This window comes from Bradyrhizobium huanghuaihaiense (assembly GCF_007830635.1).
In the GTDB taxonomy this organism is placed as follows: Bacteria; Pseudomonadota; Alphaproteobacteria; order Rhizobiales; family Xanthobacteraceae; genus Bradyrhizobium; species Bradyrhizobium huanghuaihaiense.
The window spans coordinates 19,220-36,070 of record NZ_VLLA01000023.1; the positions used below are offsets into that span (position 1 = coordinate 19,220).

Annotated in this window: 14 protein-coding genes; 8 read left to right on the forward strand and 6 right to left on the reverse strand. The window is 66.9% G+C overall.

From position 1 onward, the window contains the following. Positions 1–6: 6 nt before the first annotated feature. The 3 genes from IQ16_RS34160 (at position 7) to IQ16_RS34170 (ending at position 2,482) form a co-directional block, all read left to right on the forward strand. Positions 7–678 carry a methyltransferase domain-containing protein gene (locus IQ16_RS34160; protein ID WP_018648862.1) on the forward strand — a complete coding sequence of 224 codons (672 nt, stop codon included), beginning with the start codon at positions 7–9 and terminating at the stop codon, positions 676–678. 34 nt (positions 679–712) lie between these two features. Next, the gene (locus tag IQ16_RS34165) at positions 713–1,873 is read left to right on the forward strand and encodes a hypothetical protein (protein WP_018648861.1); all 1,161 of its coding nucleotides are present in this window, start codon (positions 713–715) and stop codon (positions 1,871–1,873) included. A 126-nt stretch (positions 1,874–1,999) separates the two neighbouring features. Continuing rightward, positions 2,000–2,482, forward strand: a complete 483-nt coding sequence (locus IQ16_RS34170; protein WP_018648860.1) for a GNAT family N-acetyltransferase — start codon at positions 2,000–2,002, stop codon at positions 2,480–2,482. Between the two features lie 155 nt (positions 2,483–2,637). Here the strand turns inward: IQ16_RS34170 and IQ16_RS34175 are convergent, their stop codons facing one another. The 6 genes from IQ16_RS34175 to IQ16_RS34200 form a co-directional block, all read right to left on the reverse strand. After that, positions 2,638–5,031: a TonB-dependent receptor gene (locus tag IQ16_RS34175; RefSeq protein WP_026312981.1), complete on the reverse strand. Its 2,394-nt coding sequence runs from the start codon at positions 5,029–5,031 to the stop codon at positions 2,638–2,640. Between the two features lie 147 nt (positions 5,032–5,178). Next, positions 5,179–5,583: a DUF2946 family protein gene (locus tag IQ16_RS34180; RefSeq protein ID WP_018648858.1), complete on the reverse strand. Its 405-nt coding sequence runs from the start codon at positions 5,581–5,583 to the stop codon at positions 5,179–5,181. Between the two features lie 433 nt (positions 5,584–6,016). Then, the gene (locus tag IQ16_RS34185) at positions 6,017–8,080 is read right to left on the reverse strand and encodes a membrane protein (RefSeq protein WP_018648857.1); all 2,064 of its coding nucleotides are present in this window, start codon (positions 8,078–8,080) and stop codon (positions 6,017–6,019) included. A gap of 151 nt (positions 8,081–8,231) precedes the next feature. Beyond that, positions 8,232–11,045: a DUF4159 domain-containing protein gene (locus tag IQ16_RS34190; RefSeq protein ID WP_018648856.1), complete on the reverse strand. Its 2,814-nt coding sequence runs from the start codon at positions 11,043–11,045 to the stop codon at positions 8,232–8,234. Further along, entirely contained in the window at positions 11,042–11,986 is a 945-nt protein-coding gene (locus IQ16_RS34195) for a DUF58 domain-containing protein (protein ID WP_018648855.1), read from the reverse strand. The genes IQ16_RS34190 and IQ16_RS34195 overlap by 4 nt, the downstream gene beginning before the upstream one ends. Then, the gene (locus IQ16_RS34200) at positions 11,986–12,984 is read right to left on the reverse strand and encodes an AAA family ATPase (protein WP_018648854.1); all 999 of its coding nucleotides are present in this window, start codon (positions 12,982–12,984) and stop codon (positions 11,986–11,988) included. The genes IQ16_RS34195 and IQ16_RS34200 overlap by 1 nt, the downstream gene beginning before the upstream one ends. 263 nt (positions 12,985–13,247) lie before the next feature. On the opposite strand from IQ16_RS34200, the gene IQ16_RS34205 reads away from it, so the two are divergent. The 5 genes from IQ16_RS34205 to IQ16_RS34225 are packed head-to-tail and all read left to right on the forward strand — an operon-like array spanning position 13,248 to position 16,845. Beyond that, complete coding sequence (locus tag IQ16_RS34205; RefSeq protein ID WP_018648853.1) at positions 13,248–13,859, forward strand: DUF1285 domain-containing protein; 612 nt, start codon at positions 13,248–13,250, stop codon at positions 13,857–13,859. Continuing rightward, positions 13,856–14,539, forward strand: coding sequence for a CoA pyrophosphatase (locus tag IQ16_RS34210; RefSeq protein ID WP_018648852.1), 684 nt, complete (start codon positions 13,856–13,858; stop codon positions 14,537–14,539). Before IQ16_RS34205 ends, IQ16_RS34210 begins: the two co-directional genes overlap by 4 nt. Further along, a complete protein-coding gene (locus tag IQ16_RS34215) occupies positions 14,536–14,799 on the forward strand; it encodes a DUF6111 family protein (RefSeq protein WP_018648851.1) in 264 nt (87 codons plus the stop codon). Before IQ16_RS34210 ends, IQ16_RS34215 begins: the two co-directional genes overlap by 4 nt. 10 nt (positions 14,800–14,809) lie before the next feature. Next, positions 14,810–16,078: a CCA tRNA nucleotidyltransferase gene (locus tag IQ16_RS34220; protein ID WP_018648850.1), complete on the forward strand. Its 1,269-nt coding sequence runs from the start codon at positions 14,810–14,812 to the stop codon at positions 16,076–16,078. Beyond that, positions 16,075–16,845 (forward strand): sulfite exporter TauE/SafE family protein, encoded by a 771-nt coding sequence (locus IQ16_RS34225; protein WP_018648849.1) that lies wholly within the window; start codon positions 16,075–16,077, stop codon positions 16,843–16,845. Before IQ16_RS34220 ends, IQ16_RS34225 begins: the two co-directional genes overlap by 4 nt. Positions 16,846–16,851: the final 6 nt, after the last annotated feature.

A 16,851-nucleotide genomic window follows, 5' to 3' on the forward strand; every position in this document is an offset into this window, starting at 1 on the left:
AACGTAGTGCCGGTCGATCAGCAATATTACCGGGAGGTGGCGTCCGGGAGCACGGCGGAAAAGCTGCTCATCACGGCGCGCGACCGCATATTCCAGGATTTCATCGCTCACATGCAGCCGTCTGCGTCGGACGAGGTCCTGGACGTCGGCGTGTCCGACGTGATCAACGACGGCGCAAACGTGCTGGAAAGAAGCTACCCACATCAGCACAAGATCACGGCCTGCGGGCTCGGCGAAGGAGTCGGGTTCAAGGCGGCTTTTCCGCTTTGCCGTTACGTGCAGATCGAGCCGAATACACGGCTGCCGTTTGCCGACAACGAATTCGATGTCGCTACGTCCAATGCTGTTCTCGAGCATGCCGGCAGCCACCAAAATCAGGTGCTCCTGGTCAAGGAGCTTTGCCGCGTCGCGAGGAGGGTATTCATCACCGTGCCCAACAGGTTCTTTCCGGTCGAGCACCACACGGCCATCCCGCTGGCGCACTACCTGGACGGCACTTTCAGGATCGCCTGCATGATCACCGGCAAGTCGGAATGGACCGACGAGCAGAACCTGATCCTGATGACGCGGAAACGGCTGCTGGCGTTCACCGCGCTGATCGCCAAGTCAGCGGCGGTGGGTTACACCGGCTTGTCGCTCGGCCCGTTATCGTCCAATCTCTATCTTGCATTCCGCTGAAGCGGAGCCAGCCTCCCGCCGCGGCATGATCCCAATGAAGCGAAACGGCACGAGCAAAGTCATCTTCGCCGTCTTGTTTATCGCGATGCTGGTCGGCCATTTCTGGACCATGTTGCGATGGAATGAGGCTCGCGGCGTCTACGACGACATCTGCTACCTGCGGCAGGCGCATCTGTTTCAGAGGTTCGGGCTGGCGGGAGGCTTCGACACCAACCTCGCCCTCGACGACGATGACTATCTGAAATCAAAGCTGAAGGAGATCGACTACCCGAACTGGGACGATACGACCGATGCGCCCTGTCACAACTTGATGCCGGCCACAGGGAAGGTCGTCATCCAGTACCCGCCGGGTGTCGGCCTCGTGTTGGCGTTATTTCCGAGAGGTCACCAGGTCGTACCCATGTACATGATGGCGACCGTTGTCGTCTTCGGGTTCGCGCTGTTTGCCCTTTCTATCGCGCGCACCGCGAGATCGATCCTGATGGCTGGAACGTTCGGCTGTCTTGCAATCTACCTGATGGTCAATCCGGTCAAGGCGAGCTATTCGATGGCCCCGACGGTCGTCGTGTGTGCGCTTGCAGGATGTCTCACGGCGCGATGGTTGGCGAGCCCGCAATCTCAACCGAGGATCGGGCTGTTGGCGTCCATCGGCTTCCTGCTCGGATTGACGGTCGATTTCCGGTTGGCCAACCTCTTCCTTGCGTCCGGCTATGGCATATTCCTCCTCGTCGCGTTCCTTGCGGAACGCACGATGTCCCGGTTCTTGCAGGGGGCCGTGTTCGGCATTGCGTTGCTGGCCGGTGTGACGCCGACCATCGTCTCTTACGCCGTCAATGCCGGCAGTCCTTTCGCGTCGACCTACGGCAACAACCCCGATGTCAGACCACTCGATTTTTCGTTCGCGGTGATCCGGGACTACCTCGCCGACCCGCTCCAGACGTTGTTGCTCATCATCGGAATTGCGGGATCGATCTGGCTGTTGCGGCAGGCGAATGGCCTCCGCCGTGTCGCGCAGCTTACGATCACCAATCTGGTGATGAATCTCGCCTTTTTCTTCACCTATCCGATCGCGACGCCATACTACACGATTCCCATTTCTCTCCTGACGCTATGGAGCCTGCTGTTTGCCTTCCTTTTTCAGGAGGAGGCAGAGGATGCTCCCGAAACGGCCGCCGCTTGGGCCAAAGCGCGATGAGTTCAGCCTGGTCAACGCGCTTCGGCTTTGCTTGAGTGATCGTCCCGGAAGACTGGTGCGTTTCCGGATCGTGCCTAGAACTTGAAGTCCACAGCCCGGACGACCCTCTCATACGGAGTATCGCCAATGCAGGTGCGTCCCGCTGATGCCGGTGAGATCGATCATCTCGCGCAGCTCTGGCACGATGCCTGGCACGGATCGCATGCCTCGCTTGCGCCGCCCGAACTGGTCCGCCTCCGCACCCTCTCGAGCTTTCGCGACCGGCTCGCGGTCATGCTTCCCACGATCAGCGTCGTCGGTCCAGCCGGTGCGCCGCTCGGCTTCTGCGCCATCAGGGGCGATGAATTGTACCAGCTCTTCGTATCGTCGCAGGCGCACGGCGCGGGCGTGGCGGCCGCGCTGATCGCCGACGCGGAGGCACGGCTCGCGGCGGGAGGTGCGGAGCTGGCGTGGCTTGCCTGCGCCGTCGGCAACGCGCGCGCCGCGCGGTTCTACGAGAAGAGCGGCTGGCGCAACGCCGGCACGTTCGTGATGATGTCGGAGACGTCGAACGGGCCTTTCCCGGTCGACCAATGGCGCTTCGAGAAGCGGCTGATGCATTCGGCGTAAGTTGGAAGCGCAGCGGCGTCACCTCATACTCCGTCATTGCGAGCGCAGCGAAGCAATCCAGAGTCGTTCCGCGGAGGGATTCTGGATTGCTTCGCTTCGCTCGCAATGACGGAACTGGTCGGGGCCCGCAGGCGCGGGCCCCGACACGATCGTGCCTAGAACTTGAAATTCGCGAACGCCCTGACGCCGATGCCGGGCATCAGCACCTCGTCCTTGGTGTAGGACACGGAGTTGCGGATGCTCTCGTTGAGGAGATTGTTACCGACGATGCCGGCAATCATCTCGCGCGCGCCGAACCAGTTGCGATCGAGCTTGGTCTTGTAGCTCACCTCGGCCTTCAGCAAATTGTAGCCCGGCGTCGGCGTCTCCGCGATCGCGGCGATGTTGTTCTGCGCGAAGGCGTGCAGCAGGTTCACCCGCATCAGCCAGTTGTCGTCGCGCCAGAACACGCCGCCGCCCAGCCGCACCGGCGGAATCCGCGGCACGTTGGTGCCGTCGGTGAAGGTGGCACGGACGACGTCGAGCTGGTTCTCGATGCCCCAGATGCCGCCCTGGAATGCGCCGACATCGAGCTGCGACTGGAATTCGCCGCCGCGGAAGTTGGCATTGCGCTGCGAATAGACCGCCTGATTCAACTCGGCACCGGGCGTGCCGCACGAGGCGAAATCGTCATCGCACATCACGCCGGTGAGGCGGCGAAAGATGAAATTGTCGAAATGCGTGTAGTAGACGGTCGCCTCGAAGCGGAACGGTCCCGCCGCCTTGCGCAGGCCGACCTCGACGGACTTGGCGGTTTCGATGGTGAGATTGGGATTGCCGATGTCGAAGGTCGCGGTCGCATCATGCGCGCCGCGCGAGAACAGCTCCGCCGCCTTTGGTGCGCGCTCGACATATTGCGCGGTGATGCTGCCGACCATGCCGCCCGGCAGGTCCTGCAACAGGCCGATGCTGCCGCTCTTCGGCGTGTAGGCGGGATTGCGCGCGATCGCCACCTGCGGCGTGCCGTCGGGCAAATAATCCGCCGGGAAGTTCGGCGTCGTGCCGTGCAGCTCGACATGCTCGATGCGCCCGGCGATTTGCGCCCGCGTCGCTTCCGTGAACTTGAACTCGTTGAAGGCGTAAGCGGCAACGCGCGTGTTGTTGTTGGGGTCCCACAGGCCGTTGAACAGCGTGCCGGGATTGTCCGGGCTCGGCGCGCTCAATTCCTGATGGCCAACCTGGAAGCCCAGCGCCGTCGTCACCTCGGCGAAGCGCGCGTTGAACGGCATCAGCTGCACCTCGGTGCGGATCTCCTGCTCCTTGTTGGTGAAGGTCTGCCGCACACCGTCGGTGTTGGGATCGGCGGGATCGGCAAGGCCGATCTCGTTGTGCCGATAGTCGGTCGCGCCGGCCCAGAAACGGACGGCGTCGATCGCAGCACTGTCGGGATGGTACTCACCCTTGACGTTGATCTTGGTCTGGTGCGCGTCGATCCGGGTGTTGTGGTCGGCGCCGTCGATGCCGGGGATGTGGTAGAGCGAGTCGTTCTGCGTGATCGACGCGCCGATATAGCCGCCCTGGAAGAAGTACGAGCCGCCGATCGATGCGCCGTCCGATCGCGTCGCCGAATTGGGCTGGCGCCCGTTGGCGACGGTCCGCGTCTGGTCATTCAGATACGGGTAGCTCGGGATGCTGTAGTCGGTGGTGTTTCGGCCGTAGACGTCGGCGTGGAACGCGAAATTGCCGCCGCCGGTGTCGAGCAGCACGCCGCTCTCGACGCCGCGGTCGACCGAGCTGAACGCGCTACGCGTTTCGGCGGTCACGCAGGGCGTCCCGGCGCCTGCGAGCGGCGCCTTGACCGGCAGGCCATAGCTCTGGAACGGCTGGCCGCCGCAGTTCGGCAGCGCGTCCGGAATCCGGTTGTTGGTGGCGCTGACGACGCCGCCGATCGAGGTCGAGCCGTAGCGAAGCGCGGCCGGCCCGCGCACCACCTCGACCTGGTTGGTCGCGAGCGTATCGACCGGGACGAAATGATCCTCGCCGAGATCGGATGCGCCGTTCGAATTGGTGCCGTTCTCGACGATGCCGACGCGGTTGACGTCGAGACCCCGGATGATCGGCCGGCTGGAGGCGCCGGGCGCGAAGCTCGATCCGGTGATGCCGGGCTTGGAGAACAGGAGATCGCCGAGCTGACCGCCGCCCTCGCGGCGGATCTCCTCGTTCGGCACCACGGTGACGGTGGCGAACTGGTTGGTCACGATCGGCAGCACGCCCTGCTGAGGCGCGGCCGTCGCGGGTGCCGCCGGCGCTGCTTCTGCCGTGCGCTGCTGGCTGCGGGAGCGTCCGGTGCGGGCGACGCGGACCGGGCTGCGGGTCGGCACCGCCCTGCGCACGATCGGGCTCGGCGCCGTCACGGTGACGGCGGGGATCTCCGTCGACGACTTGTCCTGCGCAGGCGCTTGTGCAGGTGCCTGTGCAAGCTCTTGGGCGAACGCAGATGTGGCGGCGGCGCCGAGCAGGAGCAGGCTCGCTCCGCCCAGACGCTGCACGCGTCGCAATTCAAATGACATGGTCCTGATTCCATCAGGCGCCGTCCGCATGTGGGTGTGTTGATCGGACGCGGCCTGCCGTCGCAGCGCGACGGAATTCGACTTCAACTTCTCCCGGCCGATCGCCTGAAAACGGCGAGGGCGGGCGTGATCACGCGATGTTGGAAGTCAGGACGCGGGAGGGGCGCGCGGCTGGAATGCCGTGCCGGCCGATTTCAGATGGATGAATTCGGCATCAGTGGTGCGGTGGAGCAGCTCGATCGCCTGCGGCAGCTGCAGCAGCGGCGGCGTCGCGAACAGGACGGTGCCCGCCATCGCGACCAATGCGCAGATCGCGCAATTGTCGTCGCCCGGCTGCTCCCGGTCGGGGCTTCCAGGCACTTGCTTCTGGACCGCCGCACGGTCGATCGAAGCGGCCGCCTTGGCGCTGTCTGTTTGCTGGAGCGAGGCTGCCGCGAGGGGAGCGGCCTGGGCAAACCAGTGGCTATGGCCGAAGGTCAGCGCGAATTGCACCAGCATCGCGAACAACGCGAGTCGTGCACCGTGCCTGATATGCGACCGGAACCACTTCATCTGCAGACGCCACCCCGCATCGCGAGGCGCCAATCCGCGGCGTCTGCGATGTTATAATGTAACATCGCAGCATCGGTCAGTGGATGTCAACGGCGGGCGGCCCCGCGAGCGCAGGCAGCCGGCCCGATGTGTCGTTCGGGCAACTAACGCCCGATGGAACGGAGGTGCGCTCCCTCTCCCGCTTGCGGGAGAGGGGTGGGGAGAGGGTGTCTCCGCGTCGGGATTGTCGCGGATCGCGGAGGATGTCCCTGCGTGGCGAGAGCCCTCACCCGCCGCGCTCCGCGAGTGCGTCGGCCTCTCCCGCAAGCGGGAGAGGCGGAGCAAGCCCGCGGACAGTCCTCGCGAGATCCGTTTGCGATCGCCCTCCCGCACGAGAGGGAGGGAAGGGAGAGAGCGCTGCCGGCGACTGAAAGTCGATCCAACAGATCGCGCTTTAGCGCCCCTCGCGCGCCCAGGTCGCCGCAAACGCGCCGAGCAGCAGCAAGAGACCGATCAGGCCGGCGAAGATCGGCAGCACGCCGACGCCCTTCACGACGCTGGCGTCGCGCATCCTGACGCCCATCCAGCCGTCGCCGGCGAAGACGCTCGCCGAGCGCGACGGCACGATGCGCGGCAGCTCGACGCTGTTGCCGTCGACCACGCGCACGGCATTGCCGCCGGTCGCCTGCGTCAGCGGCCTCAATGTCTCGGTGGTGGAGGTGACCTCCGAAAACTCCTTCGGATTGGTCGGGCCGACATTGATCAAAGCCTTCAGCGTACCGTCGGTCGCCTGCCACAGGCCGAGCTCGTTCGCCGGCAGGCTGGCGCGCCACTCGCCGGGATCGCCGGCGCTCAGCGTCAGGTCCTGCGACACGCCCGACGGCGAGGTCACGCTGACAGGCTGGACGCTGTCTGCCATGGTCTGGCGCACCACGACGAGATTTTTGCCCTGCACCTGGAGGCGCAACGCCTCCTCGTCGAGATCGGGCTGCTTCATCAGCCAGTGCGACATCCGCCTGAGCAGATCGAGATGCGGCCCACCGCCCTCATAGCCGCGCGCCCACAGCCAGATGTGGTCGGACAGCAGAAGCGCGACGCGCCCCTCGCCGAAGCGCGACAGGAACAGCAGCGGCTTGCCGTCGAGGCCCGTCATCACCGGCGGGTTGACGGAATTGCGGGTGTCGACGGTACGGAAGAAGCGGCTCCAGTGCGGCGGCTCGAAGGCCGAGCCCTCCAACCCGCGCGTAACCGGATGCCGTTTGCCGATGTCGGACAGATGCGCATAGAACGGTTTCTCGGTCACGCCGACCGGTTCGGCCGGCAGCACCGAATCCAGCGGCGTGCGCCAGATGCTGGTGTTGGAGGCATAGTCGGGCCCGGCCGAGACCAGCACCGCGCCGCCTGCGCGCACATAGCGCGCGATGTTGTCGAAATAGGCGATCGGCAGCACGCCCTGGCGGGCATAGCGGTCGAAGATGATCAGCTGGAATTCGTTGATCTTCTGCTGGAACAGCTCGCGGGTCGGAAACGCGATCAGCGACAATTCGTTGATCGGCGTGCCGTCCTGCTTCTCCGGCGGCCTTAGAATCGTGAAGTGCACGAGGTCGACGCTGGCGTCGGACTTCAGGAGGTTGCGCCAGGTGCGCTCGCCGGAATGCGGCTCGCCCGAGACCAGCAGCACGCGCAGCTTGTCGCGCACGCCGTCGATGGCGACAACGGCGCGGTTGTTCACCGGCGTCAACTCTCGCTCGAGCGGCGAGGCCTCGATCTCGACGATGTTCGGGCCGGCATGCTTGATGTCGACGTCGACGCTCGCGCTCTGGCCGCTCGAGAGCGTGCGCTCGTTGATGACCTCGCCGTCGCGGCGCACCGTGACCCTGGCGCGCTCGCCGGACACGCCCTGGTCGTCGAGCCGGTAGGTGATGGTCTGCATCTGGCCGACGATGCCGAAGCGCGGCGCCGCCGTGATCGCGATACGGCGGTCGCGCTCGTCCTTCTGTCCGGTGATCAGCGCGTGCACCGGCGCCTGGAAGCCCAGCGCGGCGGCGTTCGCGGGAATGTCGTGGACGCGGCCGTCGGTGATCAGGAATGCGCCGGCGACGCGGTCGACCGGCACGTCCGACAGCGCCGAGGCGAGGGCGCCGAACAGCCTCGTGCCGTCGGTCTCGCCGTCCGCCTGTCCGGCCTCGACGACGCGGACATCCAGGCCCTTGATCTTCTTCAGGCCGTCGACCAGCGCTTCCTGCGCCTGGGTGGCCTCGCGATTGCGGTTGCCGAAATTCTGGCTCGGGCTCTTGTCGACAACGATGGCGGCGACCGAGGTGAGCGGATCGCGGTCCTCGCGGGTGAAGGAGGGATTGGCGAGCGCCAGCAGGAACAGCGCCAGCGCGGCCACGCGCACGGCCGCACCGCGCGCACGCGCCACCGCCAGCAGAAGTGCGATGACGACGATCGCAGCCAGCGCCAGCCAGAGGACGATCGAAGGAACAAGCGGCGTGAACGCTATGCCGTAATTCATCAGACTGACCTATCAACGTCATTCCGGGGCGCCTCGAAGGGGCGAACCCGGAATCTCGAGATTCCCCGGTGCGCAGTGCGCACCTGTGGTCTGGTCCTTCGGACCATCCCGGAATGACGAGGCGTATGGCTCAAGTTCGTCACGCGCATCTCTATTGCCCCAGCCGTTCGATCAGGGCCGGTGCGTGCACCTGGTCGGCCTTGTAGTTGCCGGTCAGCGTGTACATCACGATGTTGGCGCCGGCGCGGTAGGCGAATTCGCGCTGGCGGGGGTCGCCGCTGGTCACCGGCAGCATGTACTGGCCGTCGGGGCGCACGGCCCAGGCGCCGGCAAGATCGTTCGAGGTGATGATGATCGGCGAGACGCCGTCGCCGCCGCGCGCCGGGCGCTGCGCGCTGTCCTCGTCCTCGTCGCGCGGCAGGGTCTCGACCCAGGTCTGGCCAGTGTTGAAGCGGCCGGGGAAGTCGCGCAGCAAATAGAAGGTCTTGGTCAGCACGTGCTCGCGCGGCACCGGCTCGAGCTCGGGCACGTCGAGCGAGGACAGGATTTCGCGCAAGGCCCGCATGCCCGGCGTCTGCGAGGCGCCGTTGTCGCCCGGCGGCGCCTCATAGGCGTCGCGGGTGTCGAACAGCACGGTGCCGCCCTGCTTCATGTAGGCGTCGATCTTGTTGATGGCGTCCTGCGGCGGCTTGGGCGCGCCGGGCACGATCGGCCAGTAGATCAGCGGGAAGAAGGCGAGCTCGTCGCGCGCCGGATCGATGCCGACGGGATCGCCGGCCTCCAGCGCCGTGCGCTGCGCCAGGAACAGCGTCAGTCCGGTGAGGCCGGCCTTGACGATGGAATCGACGTCGGCATTGCCGGTGACGACATAGGCGAGGCGGGTCTGCGACACCGCCTTCATCGCGAACTCGTCGGACGCGCTGTCGGCGCGCGACGGCGTGGGCGACAATGCGACGGCGCCCGCAAGGACGAGTCCGAGGACGATCATCGCCGGCGCGGCGCGGCGGCGCAGCAGCGCGGCGAGGCCGCCGCCGAGCAGCGCGACGATGATGGCGTCGATCAGGAACAGCCCGAGCGCGGTGGACAGCAGCCAGCCGCGCAAATCGCGCGGCTCGGCATTGGTGTAGGTGGCGTGCCGGGCGCGCAGGCTCGCGGTGCTCAGGGCTGCGATGCGGTCGGCGCTGGCAAGCGTGTTCACGGCGAGCGGTCCTTCTGCAGGACCATAGAAGCCCGGCGGATGATCTGATGTGGCGCGGTCGCGGTAATCCGCGGGCAGCGGCTTTGCTGTGGCCGGCGGCGGGCCGAAGGCGCCAAAACCGTCGAGGATGTGCAGCGGCGCCACCGTTTCAGTGGTCGCCTCGCTGGCAACGCCGGGGCCGGGCTTGGTGGTGTAGCCGGACATGTCGACGACCCGCCGCAGCATCTCGACGAAGATGCCCGACATCGGCAGATCCGACCAGCGCATGTCGGCGCTGACATGGAACAGGCTGACGATGCCCTTGCCGCGATGCTCGCCGGTGACGAGCGGCGTGCCGTCTTCGAGCGAGGCCCAGCTCTTGGTGGCGAGCACGGCGTCGGGTTCGGCCAGCACCTGGCGGCTCACGGTGACGTCCTTGGGGACCACGACGCCGGCGAACGGGCCGTCGGCGGCGAACGAGGCGAGATGCTGCGGCTTCTCCCAGGTCAGGCTGCCGCCGAGTGTGCGGCCGCCCTTGCGCAGCTTCACGGGCACGAGATCGTCCTCGGCCTGCGCCAGGCGGGGCCCTGCGAACCGCACCAGCACGCCGCCCTGGTCGATCCAGGCATTGAGACGCTCGCGGATTTCAGGGGCGATGGTGCCGACATCGGCGAGGATGATCATCGGCAGCTTCTGGTCCAGGAACTGCGTGATACCCTGCTGCGGCGAGCCCTTGTCGGCGAGCCGCACGTCGGCGAACGGCGCCAGCGCGCGGGTGAGGTAGAAGGTCGGCGCCAGCAGCGGCTGCGCGGTCTCGCTGGTCGCCCCCGAGACGATGCCGATGGCGCGGCGGCGCCAGCGCTTGTCGAGCAGCTGCACCGCACCGGCGGAGCGCTCGCCCGAGATCTCGAGCCGGGTGATGTCGTTGCGCAGCTCGACCGGCAGGTCGAACGCGGCGTCGGTTTCCTTGTCCTGCGGGCCGAACGAGAAGCGCGCCTCGCCGATCGGCGAGGCCTTCTGGTCCAGCGCGCGCACGGTGCCGGCCGCAATGCCGCTGTCGGTGCGCAGCACCTTCACCGTCATCTTCGCCGCGGCGTTCTCGGCCGCGACCAGTGCGAGCGGCGAGGAGGTGCCGCCTTCGAAGATGGTCAGGCTGCGATCCCCTAAGGTCTTGCCGAGGCCGGCCACGAACTCCTCGCCGCGGCCGGTGTCGACGCCGTCGGACAGCCAGGCGATCTCGCAATCGCCGGTCGCTTTCAGGAAACGATCGACCGCAGTGAGCGTGTCGACGCGGTCGATCGAGTAGGGCTTTGGCGCGAGCTGGCGCAGCGCGACGCGCGCGGCACCCGCCGGCATCAGGGTGATGTCGCGGTTCGGCTCGGACAGCGGCACCAGCGCGATGGCGCGGCGGTCGTTGTCGGCATTGGCGATCAGCTCGTCGGCGGCTCTGATCCTGATGTCCCAGTTCGACGCCGCGCTCCAGCCGTCGTCGAGCATGATCATCAGCGGCGCCTTGCTATTGGCGGCACCGACCTGCGGATTCCAGATCGGCCCGGCGGCGGCGAAAATGACGAGGGCCGCAGCCAAAAGGCGCAGCGCCGTCAGCCACCACGGCGTCCGCGACGGGGTCTCCTCGCGCGGTGCGATATCGAACAGCAGGCGCGTCGGCGGAAACTCGATGCGGCGCGGCCGCGGCGGCATCACGCGCAAGAGCCACCACAGTACCGGCAGGCTGACGAGGCCGATCAGGAGCAGCGGTTCGGTGAAGGCGAGCGGCAATCCCATCATGCGGCCGGCCCCACCTTGATGGTCGTGGTGCGCGCGCCAGATTTGCTCACCTGCATGCCGGCGTGCAGATACAGCAGCAGCTCGGCGGCGGAGCGGTCGGTCGCATGGGTCGTGAACAGCCAGTCGAGCCTCGAGGTCTCGGCGCGGATCTGGTCGCGATGCAGCGCAAGGCGCGCGGTGTAGTCCTGCGCCCAGCTCTCGGCGCGGCCGGCGGTGATCACGCCAAAGCCCTCGGGCTCGACGAACTCGATGCGGCCGGAATAGGGGAACGATTCCTCGGCGGGATCGACGACCTGCACCATCGTGCCGTGCGCGCCGGAGCCGGACAGCCCGGCGAGCGTCGCACCGATCTCGGAGATCGGCGACCAGAAATCCGACAGCACGATGATCTCGGCCAGCGCCGACGGAACGAAGGAGGGCGGCAGGCTGAGGCGGTCGGCGTCGTCATGCAGCATCGCCTGCGCCATCTTGTCGATGACGCTGCGGCTCGCGGTCGGCGCCATCAGCCCGGGAATGCCGACGCGTTCGCCGCCCGACACCAGCAGCTCGGCCAGCGCGAAGGCGACGATCAGCGTGCGCTCGAGCTTCGACTCGCGCGCCGCCTTCGAGGCGAACGCCATCGAGGGCGAGCGGTCGGGCCAGATCCAGACCGTGTGCGATGCCTCCCATTCGAGCTCGCGGACATAGAGATGGTCGTCGCGCGCCGAGCGGCGCCAATCGACGTTCTGCGCCGGCTCGCCGGAGACGAAGCGGCGGTATTGCCAGAAATTCTCGCCGGAGCCCGCGCGGCGCCGGCCGTGCAGGCCGTGGATGACGTTGGCGGCAACGCGGCGGGCTTCGAGGACAAGGCGCGGCAGCGAAGCGGCGAGCGTACGGCTTTCGCCATCGGCACGTCGGATCGCGATGATCTCCTTCGCTGTGTGCCCGGTCTCTGCGGCCATCAACCGATCCGTGTCTTCAATTGCCGGATCACGTCCGGAATCGTGCGGCCTTCGGCGCGCGCCTGGAATGTCAGCGCCATGCGGTGCTTCAAGATGGGCTCGGCGAGGTCGAGCACGTCGTCGATCGAGGGCGCGAGGCGTCCGTCGATCAGCGCGCGGGCGCGCACGGCGAGCATCAGGGATTGGCTGGCGCGCGGGCCGGGGCCCCAGGCGATGAACTTGCCGGCTTCGCCGCTCTCCTCGCCCGGACGGGCCGAGCGCACCAGCGACAGGATCGCCTCCACCACGGAATCGCCGACCGGCAGGCGGCGGACCAGCCGCTGCGCGGTGATCAGCGCATCCGCGGTCATCGAGCCCTTCGCCAGCGTCTCCTCGGCGCCCGTGGTCTCGAACAGGATGCGGCGCTCGGCCTCGCGGTCGGGATAGTCGACGTCGATCTCCATCAGGAAGCGGTCGAGCTGCGCTTCCGGCAGCGGATAGGTGCCCTCCTGCTCCAGCGGGTTTTGCGTCGCGAGCACGTGGAAGGGTTTCGGCAGATCGTGACGCGCGCCGGCGACCGTGATGTGCTGCTCCTGCATCGCCTGCAACAGCGCCGACTGCGTGCGCGGGCTGGCGCGGTTGATCTCGTCCGCCATCAGGAGCTGCGCGAACACGGGACCGGCAATGAAGCGGAACGCGCGCCTGCCGGCGGTGCTCTCGTCCAGCACCTCGGCGCCGAGGATGTCCGATGGCATCAGGTCGGGCGTGAACTGGATGCGCTTGGCGTCGAGACCGAGCGTGACGCCGAGCGTCTCGACCAGCTTGGTCTTGGCAAGGCCGGGCACACCGATCAGCAGCGCATGGCCGCCGGAGAGGATCGTGACCAGCGTGTTCTCGATGACGCGGTCCTGGCCGAAGATGACGGAGCCGATTGCCTCCTTCGCCGCGCGTATCTGGGCCGACACCTGCTCGGCCGAACGGACGATCCCATCCTCGAGTTTCTCGACACTCTCCGCCATTTCGCTCGCTCCTTCAGCCTGCCATGCGGCTTGCTTGCGCGGTCACTTCCTGCGTCGTCGCGCCGTCACATGGGCCCTATGCTAGACTTGCAGGAAGGCCATGTATTCGTTGAATTAACCTATCCCCACCTTATCGGCTTAAGGGTATGTAGGGCATCACGAAGTGGCGACCTCCACACCGGACTAATCCGGGGTGGAACCGAGCACCAATCTGCAACGTAGACCTGCACCAATCGTGCCAGATGACAAAGTCAGGGCAAACCATGGCGAACCAAGGGCAGAGCGCCGATCGCGGTCTTGAGGGGCTGACTGCCGCCGCCAAAAGTGCTGCCAATGCCGAAGGCGCCAAAAAGGGCCTGCCTCCGGTGCATCTGTGGAATCCGCCGTTTTGCGGCGATCTCGACATTCGAATCGCCTCGGATGGTACATGGTTCTACATGGGGACGCCAATCGGGCGTCACGCCCTCGTGCGCCTGTTCTCGACCATCCTGAAGCGCGAGGACGACAAGCACTTCCTCGTGACGCCGGTGGAGAAGGTCGGCATCCGCGTCGACGATGCGCCGTTCATGGCGGTCGAAATGCAGAAAGACGGCGAGGACAACCATCGCGTGCTGAGCTTCCGCACCAATGTCGACGACTGGGTGACATGCGATGCCGCGCACCGGCTGCGCTTCGAGCAGGCGGCGGACGGCGGGCTGACGCCTTACCTGCATGTCCGCGCCGATCTCTGGGCCAAGGTGACCCGTGCGCTCTACTACGATCTGGTTGACATGGGCGAGGAGCGGATGGTCGATGGCCAGCCGATGTTCGGCGTCGAGTCGGCCGGCGAATTCTTCGCCATGGCCGACGCGGAGCAGGTGAGGGCCGCGCTTTGAACAAGCCTATCCCCGATAGCAAGCCTGAGCGCGAACCTGTCGCGCTGGGAGCTACGGATTTCTTCGCCCGCTCGCGGGCGCGGCTCGGCTTCGACGTGCCGGCCGGCCTCTACGATCCCAACATCATTCCGGCCTCGGGCGATCCCGGCACCGACAAGATGCTGGAGATCATCGCGCGCGAGCAGCCGGTGCGGCCGGCAGCGGTGCTGATCGCCGTGGTCGACCATCCCGAGCCGACCATCCTCTTGACGCAGCGCTCGGCCCATCTCAACGACCACGCCGGCCAGATCGCCTTTCCCGGCGGCAAGATCGATGCGACGGACGCGTCCCCGCTCGATGCCGCGCTGCGCGAGGCCGAGGAGGAGGTCGGCCTGTCCAGAGACTTCGTCGAGCCGATCGGCTATCTCGATCTCTACGGCACAGGTTTCGGCTTCCGCATCCTGCCGACGGTCGCAAGGGTCAGGCCGGGCTTTGCGCTCACCATCAACCATTCCGAGGTTGATGATGCGTTCGAGGTGCCGCTATCCTTCCTGATGAACCCGGTGAACCACCAGCTGCACAGCAAGGAATTCCGCGGCATGGAGCGCTTCTATTACGCGATGCCGTTCGCGGAGCGCTACATCTGGGGTGCGACGGCTGGAATGCTGCGTGTGCTGTATGAGCGGATCTACTCGTCATGATCCGGACGGTCCTGACCGAGATCGGAATTTTCCTCATCCCTTTTGCCGTCTATGCGTTGTTCCTGGCCGCCACCCGCTCCGGGCTGTTCGCGCGATCGTCCTGGCCGGTCACGATCGTCTCCCGCCTCGCCCTGGTCGCGCTCGCGCTGGTGATCGCGGGCCTGATTGGTCTCGCACAATTCTCCGGCGGCGGACCGGATTCGACCTACGTTCCCGCCCATATCGAGGACGGCAAGTTCGTGCCGGGCACGGAAAGATAGGGGCGGGACGATGAGCGCGGAGCCGATCCTTACGCCGATTCTTGCCGATGCGCCCTGGCTGACCGCCGGCGGGACCGCGCGCGTCCTGCAATTGCTCGGCACTGATGGCGAAGAGGCACGGGTGGTCGGCGGCGCCGTGCGCAACGCGCTGCTCGGCCTCGTGCCCGGCGACATCGACATCGCGACCACGGCGCTGCCGGAGGAGGTGATCCGCCGCGCCAAGGCCGCCGGCATCAAGAGCGTGCCGACCGGCATCGAGCACGGCACCATCACGCTCGTCATCGACGGTCACCCTTACGAAGTGACGACGCTGCGCGAGGACACCGAGACCTTCGGCCGCAAGGCCAGGGTCGCGTTCGGCCGCGACTGGGTGAAGGACGCCGAGCGGCGCGACTTCACCATGAACGGCCTGTCGGTCGACGCACGGGGCGTGGTCTACGACTATGTCGGCGGCATCGCGGATGCGAAAGCGCGCCGCGTGCGCTTCATCGGCGATGCTGACCAGCGCATCGCCGAGGATTATCTGCGCATCCTGCGCTTCTTCCGCATCCATGCCGCCTTCGGGGCGGGCGAGCCCGACCGCGACGGCTATCTCGCCTGCATCCGCGGACGCGAGGGGCTAGCCAGGCTGTCGGCCGAGCGGTTACGGATGGAGATGCTGAAGCTGCTGGTCGCCGGCGGCGCCTCCGCGGCTGCGGTGGCCATGGCCGATGGCGGATTGCTGCAAACGCTGATCGGCGGCGTTGCCTATACCGGGCCGCTCACCGCGATGATCGCGATCGAGCGCGAGCTTGGCCTCACCCCCAGCGCCACGCGGCGCCTCGCCGCGCTGACGGTCGCCGTGACCGAGGACGCCAAGCGCGTCGCCGCGCGCCTGCGGCTCTCCAATGCCGAGGCCAAGGCGCTGGACTCGATGGGCCATCGCTGGTGGCGCTTCGCCGCCAAGGACGAGGCGAATGCGCGGCGGCTGCTCTACCGGCTCGGCCCTGAGCGCTATCACGATCGCGTGTTGCTCGGCTGGGCGCGCGCCGCCGGCGAGGTGCATTCGCCGCGCTGGCGCGCGCTCGCCGAGCTGCCGCAGCGCTGGACTGCGCCGAAATTCCCGCTGCGCGCCGCCGACTTCATCGCGCGCGGGTTGGCGGAAGGACCTGCGCTCGGACACGTGTTGACACTCGCCGAGGACGCTTGGCTTGCGGCGGATTTTCCCCTAGAGGAAGCCGCGCTCGCCTCCATCGCCGATCAAGCTGCGGCACGCGTCAGCCGCGACGGGAAAACGTGACCATCGTTTCAGGCTTCGCCGACATCTCGATCCTTCAGCTCCTGCTGGTCGCGTTGATGGCGTTGTTTGCTTCGATCATCGGTGGTCTCGCCGGCTACGGCACCGGCGCCTTGATGCCGCTCGTGTTGGTGCCGCTGGTCGGCGCCGAGCCCGTGGTGCCGATCATCGCGATCTCCGCGATGCTGACCAATGCGAGTCGTGCCGTCGCCTATCTGCGCTATGCCGATCGCCGCCGCGCGCTGATCGTGCTGGCCTGTGCGGCGCTGACGACCGCGCTCGGCGCCTACGGTTACACGCGCCTCACCAATGCCGGCGCAGCCCTCGTGATCGGCACCATGCTGATGCTGAGCGTGCCGCTGCGCCGCGTGCTGCGACGGCGCGAGGTCAAGATCGGCGACACCGGCCTTGCCGCCGGCTCGGTCGGCTACGGCGTGCTGGTCGGCGGCACCTCCGGCTCCGGCGTAATCCTGCTCTCGCTCCTGATGGCCGCGGGCCTCGAGGGCGCCGCCGTGATCGCGACCGACGCGATGATCTCGCTCGGCACCGGCCTCATCAAGATCTCGGTGTTCGGCCTCGCCGGCGCCGTCACCGCGCAGGTGCTCGCCTTCGCGCTGCTGATCGGAGCGATCGCGATCCCCGGCGCGTTTCTCGCAAAGGCGTTCGTGGAGCGGATGCCGCTGCACATCCACACTGCCATTCTCGACGTCGCCGTGATCACGGGCGGGCTGGTGATGATCTCGGCGGCGGCAAAGCAGCTGATCGGATAGCGAGGA

Excerpts from the sequence above, each read along its gene's own strand:
- IQ16_RS34165 (WP_018648861.1), top strand. The coding sequence starts at position 713 with ATGAAGCGAAACGGCACGAGCAAAGTCATCTTCGCCGTCTTGTTTATC.
- IQ16_RS34170 (WP_018648860.1), top strand. The coding sequence starts at position 2,000 with ATGCAGGTGCGTCCCGCTGATGCCGGTGAGATCGATCATCTCGCGCAG.
- IQ16_RS34175 (WP_026312981.1), bottom strand. The coding sequence starts at position 5,031 with ATGTCATTTGAATTGCGACGCGTGCAGCGTCTGGGCGGAGCGAGCCTG.
- IQ16_RS34180 (WP_018648858.1), bottom strand. The coding sequence starts at position 5,583 with ATGAAGTGGTTCCGGTCGCATATCAGGCACGGTGCACGACTCGCGTTG.
- IQ16_RS34185 (WP_018648857.1), bottom strand. The coding sequence starts at position 8,080 with ATGAATTACGGCATAGCGTTCACGCCGCTTGTTCCTTCGATCGTCCTC.
- IQ16_RS34190 (WP_018648856.1), bottom strand. The coding sequence starts at position 11,045 with ATGATGGGATTGCCGCTCGCCTTCACCGAACCGCTGCTCCTGATCGGC.
- IQ16_RS34195 (WP_018648855.1), bottom strand. The coding sequence starts at position 11,986 with ATGGCCGCAGAGACCGGGCACACAGCGAAGGAGATCATCGCGATCCGA.
- IQ16_RS34200 (WP_018648854.1), bottom strand. The coding sequence starts at position 12,984 with ATGGCGGAGAGTGTCGAGAAACTCGAGGATGGGATCGTCCGTTCGGCC.
- IQ16_RS34205 (WP_018648853.1), top strand. The coding sequence starts at position 13,248 with ATGGCGAACCAAGGGCAGAGCGCCGATCGCGGTCTTGAGGGGCTGACT.
- IQ16_RS34215 (WP_018648851.1), top strand. The coding sequence starts at position 14,536 with ATGATCCGGACGGTCCTGACCGAGATCGGAATTTTCCTCATCCCTTTT.
- IQ16_RS34220 (WP_018648850.1), top strand. The coding sequence starts at position 14,810 with ATGAGCGCGGAGCCGATCCTTACGCCGATTCTTGCCGATGCGCCCTGG.